The sequence below is a fragment of the Mesorhizobium sp. M7A.F.Ca.CA.001.10.2.1 genome, assembly GCF_003998575.1.
GTDB lineage: Bacteria > Pseudomonadota > Alphaproteobacteria > Rhizobiales > Rhizobiaceae > Mesorhizobium.
In genome coordinates this window covers 1-3894 of record NZ_RZQY01000590.1, presented here as the reverse complement: position 1 = coordinate 3894, position 3894 = coordinate 1, and the positions used below count along the sequence as shown (strand labels likewise).

Annotated in this window: 3 protein-coding genes and 2 pseudogenes; 2 read left to right on the top strand and 3 right to left on the bottom strand. The window is 64.3% G+C overall.

Annotated features, from left to right (window positions below; translation table 11 throughout):
* From EN964_RS38840 to EN964_RS27920, 3 genes and pseudogenes are all read right to left on the bottom strand, one after another.
* A pseudogene (locus EN964_RS38840) lies at nt 1-447 on the bottom strand (hypothetical protein); the annotation flags it as partial.
* A 41-nt stretch (nt 448-488) separates the two neighbouring features.
* Nucleotides 489-962, bottom strand: a complete 474-nt coding sequence (locus EN964_RS38835) for a hypothetical protein (RefSeq protein WP_245490695.1) — start codon at nt 960-962, stop codon at nt 489-491.
* A complete protein-coding gene (locus EN964_RS27920; RefSeq protein WP_127271504.1) occupies nt 959-2128 on the bottom strand; it encodes a glycosyltransferase in 1170 nt (389 codons plus the stop codon). Before EN964_RS27920 ends, EN964_RS38835 begins: the two co-directional genes overlap by 4 nt.
* Before the next feature lie 314 nt (nt 2129-2442).
* On the opposite strand from EN964_RS27920, the gene EN964_RS27915 reads away from it, so the two are divergent.
* Nucleotides 2443-3612: a DUF1972 domain-containing protein gene (locus EN964_RS27915; protein ID WP_164749030.1), complete on the top strand. Its 1170-nt coding sequence runs from the start codon at nt 2443-2445 to the stop codon at nt 3610-3612.
* Nucleotides 3609-3894, top strand: a pseudogene (locus EN964_RS27910) (glycosyl hydrolase family 5); the annotation flags it as partial. The gene EN964_RS27915 and the pseudogene EN964_RS27910, both read left to right, overlap by 4 nt.

Here is a 3894-nt window from a genome sequence, read left to right as displayed (position 1 = left end):
ATCCTGGAGAGCCTGGGATTTTATCATCGGCAGGACGAACATGATGGCGCATCCATATGCAAGGCCGCCAAACCCCATGACGAGTGCCCAGATCTTGGCCTGCGTCCAGACACGGCCCGTTTCATTGTTCCGCATCAGCCTGGCGAGATCCGGCTGCGTCATGTTGACGAAAGCAAGGCTGATGATGCGCAGCGGGGCAAACAGCACCAGAACCGCCGCCAGCGGTGCGTAGGCGGCAGGACCGGCAATGCCGGCGACCAGCAGCGCCAGACATTGGCCCTGGATGTTGGTGGTGGTGGCGCTGAATGCCGACCAGCGCAGCTGGGGCCAGAGCCTGACATAGCGTCGCCGGGTCGGCATGCGGAAGCTGATGCGAAGCGAGCGCCGAGCCAGCCGGACCAGGACGAAAATGCCGAAAACATTTGCCGCGGCTAGTGCATAGAACACGGTCTGCAGCGGGTCTTGGACCAACCAGATCGACAGCCCGGTCAGGACACAGCCGGCGATTGTAAAAGCGCCATCGCTGACGGAGACGACAACCTGCTGGCGCCGTGCGAAGAAGCCGTGCGCATATGGCTGCGCAACGACCAGGCACCGACGAAGCAGCCGGCAGCAATTCCGCTTGGATCGCCAAGGACATGCATCAGGACTGCCGTGCCGACGGCCATCAGCAACGCTACGATCAGCGCCGCCGTTCCGAACGCCACGTCATAGGTATCGACGCCGGCGCTGTTGGTGCTCTTGCTCATCCAGATGCTGGCGGGAACGGCGGTGAGCGACCTGATATAGGACAGGCCGACACCGCCCATCACCATGCCGATGGCGAAGAGGCCGTAGCCCTGCGCCGACAGCATGTGCAACAGCATGATGTTGAGGGCAAAATGAAAGCCGCTCTGCATCGCCTCGCCGCCGATCATCAGCACGAGGCGTCGAACCAGATGGCTCGGAAACGCTAGCTTCACGGCCGCGTCTCCGCTTCGCGGGCAGCAGGCACCCTGCCCGGCCGCGCGATGGTCGTCTTCAGCTTGTCGGCGGCGATCGCGGTGATCGCCGCGGCCGCGACCGGCTCGCTGAAGATTGCCTCGTAGCGCGCGCGCCCGGCAGCGACAAACCCGCGCCAGGCCTCAGGGGCGAGGATGATCTCCTGCAATTTCGCGCCAAGAGCTGCTGCGTCGCCGGGCGGAACATGCCAGCCGGTCTCCCCGTCGCTGACCACTTCCACCAGCCCGCCTATCGCCGACACAAGCGGCGGCCGGCCGTATGCCATCGCCTCGATGGCGACGCGGCCCAGCGATTCCGGACGCCGCGACGGCACGGTGACGATATCGGCCCATCGATAATGCTCCGAAGGGTCGGGAATGAAAGGCAGGACTCTGACGCGCCCGGTAAGCCCCATGGTTTCGACCAGTTCGGCAAGCGCATGCTCGCGCTCGGTGCTTTCGAAGGCGCCGCCGACCAGCCGCACCTCGATCCTCGACTGGAGTTCTGCCGGCATCGCGGCGATCGCCTCCAGCAGGATTTCCTGCCCCTTGATCCGGTTGATGCGGCCGAGCAGCAGCACCCGCAATGGGCGCTTGCCGTCATAGGTGGTCGGTTCGACCGCCGCCGGCCCGGCAACGCCGTTGTAGACGACATGCGTGCGCGCGGTCTTGGGATCGCCGAAAGCGGCGCGCGTCGCGCGCGAGTTGAAGATCAGATCGGCATGGCTCCAGCGCATCAGGCCGACGAGTATCCTGCGCATGGCGCCTTCGGGGATTTCGTGGATGTGCAGGACGGCCTTTTGGGGAAGAAGGCGTGCGGCCAGCGCGTAGTCGGCCACGATCGAGGTGTTGACATAGACGAGGTCGCAATCCTTGAGCCGCCGCCACGCCCTGAACACGGCAATTGGCAATCGCGCCATCTCGACGGTCGCAAGGCGCGCAATGGCCTGGCGCCTCAGCACCCACAGCGGTTCGAATACGATCCGGCTGGCATGCGCTTCCAGAATCCGCACGATCGGCCCGCTACGTGGCAAAACCACTTCGATGTCGGCCGACGGAAACGCGGCGCGCAGCGCGGCAACGCTCTCCGCAAAGCTGCGGTCAGAACCATAGAGTTCATAACCCTGATGAACGCAGGCAATCCGCATCTTTATATCCCGCCGGGTGCTACAACCATCGCGCTGGGCGATTGTGGCAGAAGCCCGTCCGCAAGAATCATGCCTGGTTCGATACGCCCGACTGCCGGCCGTACGCCCCAGGCATTGCTTCGTTTCGATACAGCTACGCACAGAAGGGTTGACCGAGAATGAAACAACCATCGGCTTCAACACCGTTTTTTTACAACCCCGCGCGATGATCCCTCGCAGGATACCGAAATCGGGAGGTGGCACGGAAGTTGCCATCTGCTCATTATAAATTAAGCAATATCTAATGTATGAGACATGTGAAAGTGCCGCCGGCCATGAAACCAGAAACGCCCGCCATTCTGATCCTGGGGACCCGCGGCATACCCGCGGCCCATGGCGGCTTTGAAACCTTTGCCGAAAAACTGGCGCTGTTTCTTGTCGGGCGCGGTTGGAAAGTCGGCGTCTATTGCCAGGATGAGGTCGAGCGGATCGACCAGAGGGTGCGCAGCGAAACCTGGCGCGGCATCGAGCTCATTCACATCCAGGTTGCCTCCAAGGGACCGCGCGCGACGCTGGAATTCGACTGGCAATGCGCCCGCGACGCCGCCCGGCGACCGGGCGTTTGCCTGGTGCTCGGCTACAATGGCGCGGTCTTCCTGACCTGGCTCAGGCTGAAGCGACGCAAGATCTTCACCAACATGGACGGCATCGAGTGGCGCCGCCCAAAATGGGGAATGGCGGCGCGAACCTGGTTCTGGCTCAACGAATGGATCGGCGCATGGGCCTCGCATCGGCTGGTCGCCGATCATCCCGCCATCGCAGATCACCTGGCGACGCGCCGGCCGCGCAGCGCCATCGCCACCATCGCCTATGGCGCCGATCCGGTGACATCGGCGCCCGAGGCGCCGGTCCGGGCGCTCGGCCTCGAGCCCGGGCGCTATCTCATCTCGATCGCGCGCATCGAACCCGACAACAACATCCTGCCAATCGTCGAAGCTTTTTGCTCCGCCAAGCGCGACATGAAGCTGGTAGTGCTGGGAACGCTGTCCGACGACATCCCCTATCATGCCGCCATCCGCAAGGCGGCGAATGGCTCGGTGGTCCTGCCGGGCGCCATCTACGACCAGGCGACGGTCAAGGCGCTCAGATACCACGCCCGCTCCTATCTGCATGGCCACACGGTCGGCGGCACCAACCCGTCGCTGGTCGAGGCGCTGGCGGCCGGCAACATGGTGATCGCCCACGACAATCCCTACAACAGATGGACCGCCGGAGCTGCGGCGATCTACTTCACCGACAAGGACAGTTGCGCCAAGCGGATGCAGCAGGCGCTGGACAATGACGCCTTGGTCAAGGCCTGCGGCGTTGCCGCCAGGGCGCGCGCTCAGGAAGCCTTTCGCTGGGACGATGTCCTGCTCGCCTATGAAAATGAGGCCTATCATTTGCTCGGCATGACCGCCGCCAAGACCACCGCGATGGATCATGCATCGCCAGGAACCGTATGACAGGCTGGTCGCGCCGGCGGGTGCTGCGGACGGCGCTGTCCACCGCGGCGGCTCTCGGCTCGCTCCCGGTCGCACCAATCGCTCGCGCAGCCGCCGGGCCGCGATTTCGGCGCGGCGTCAACGCCTGGCCCTGGTTCTCGCTGACGCGCGAATTTCCCGCTCCGCGCACCGACTATGACTGGCCGCCCTTCCAGTCGCAACGGCCGGTGCCGACCCCGGACGACCTGCGTCGGCTGCGCGAGACCGGGCTCGATTTCATCCGACTGCCTGTTGATCCCGGCC

What these genes read in the sequence shown, in the direction of transcription:
- EN964_RS27920 (WP_127271504.1), bottom strand. Translation starts at nt 2,128, where the DNA reads ATGCGGATTGCCTGCGTTCATCAGGGTTATGAACTCTATGGTTCTGAC.
- EN964_RS27915 (WP_164749030.1), top strand. Translation starts at nt 2,443, where the DNA reads ATGAAACCAGAAACGCCCGCCATTCTGATCCTGGGGACCCGCGGCATA.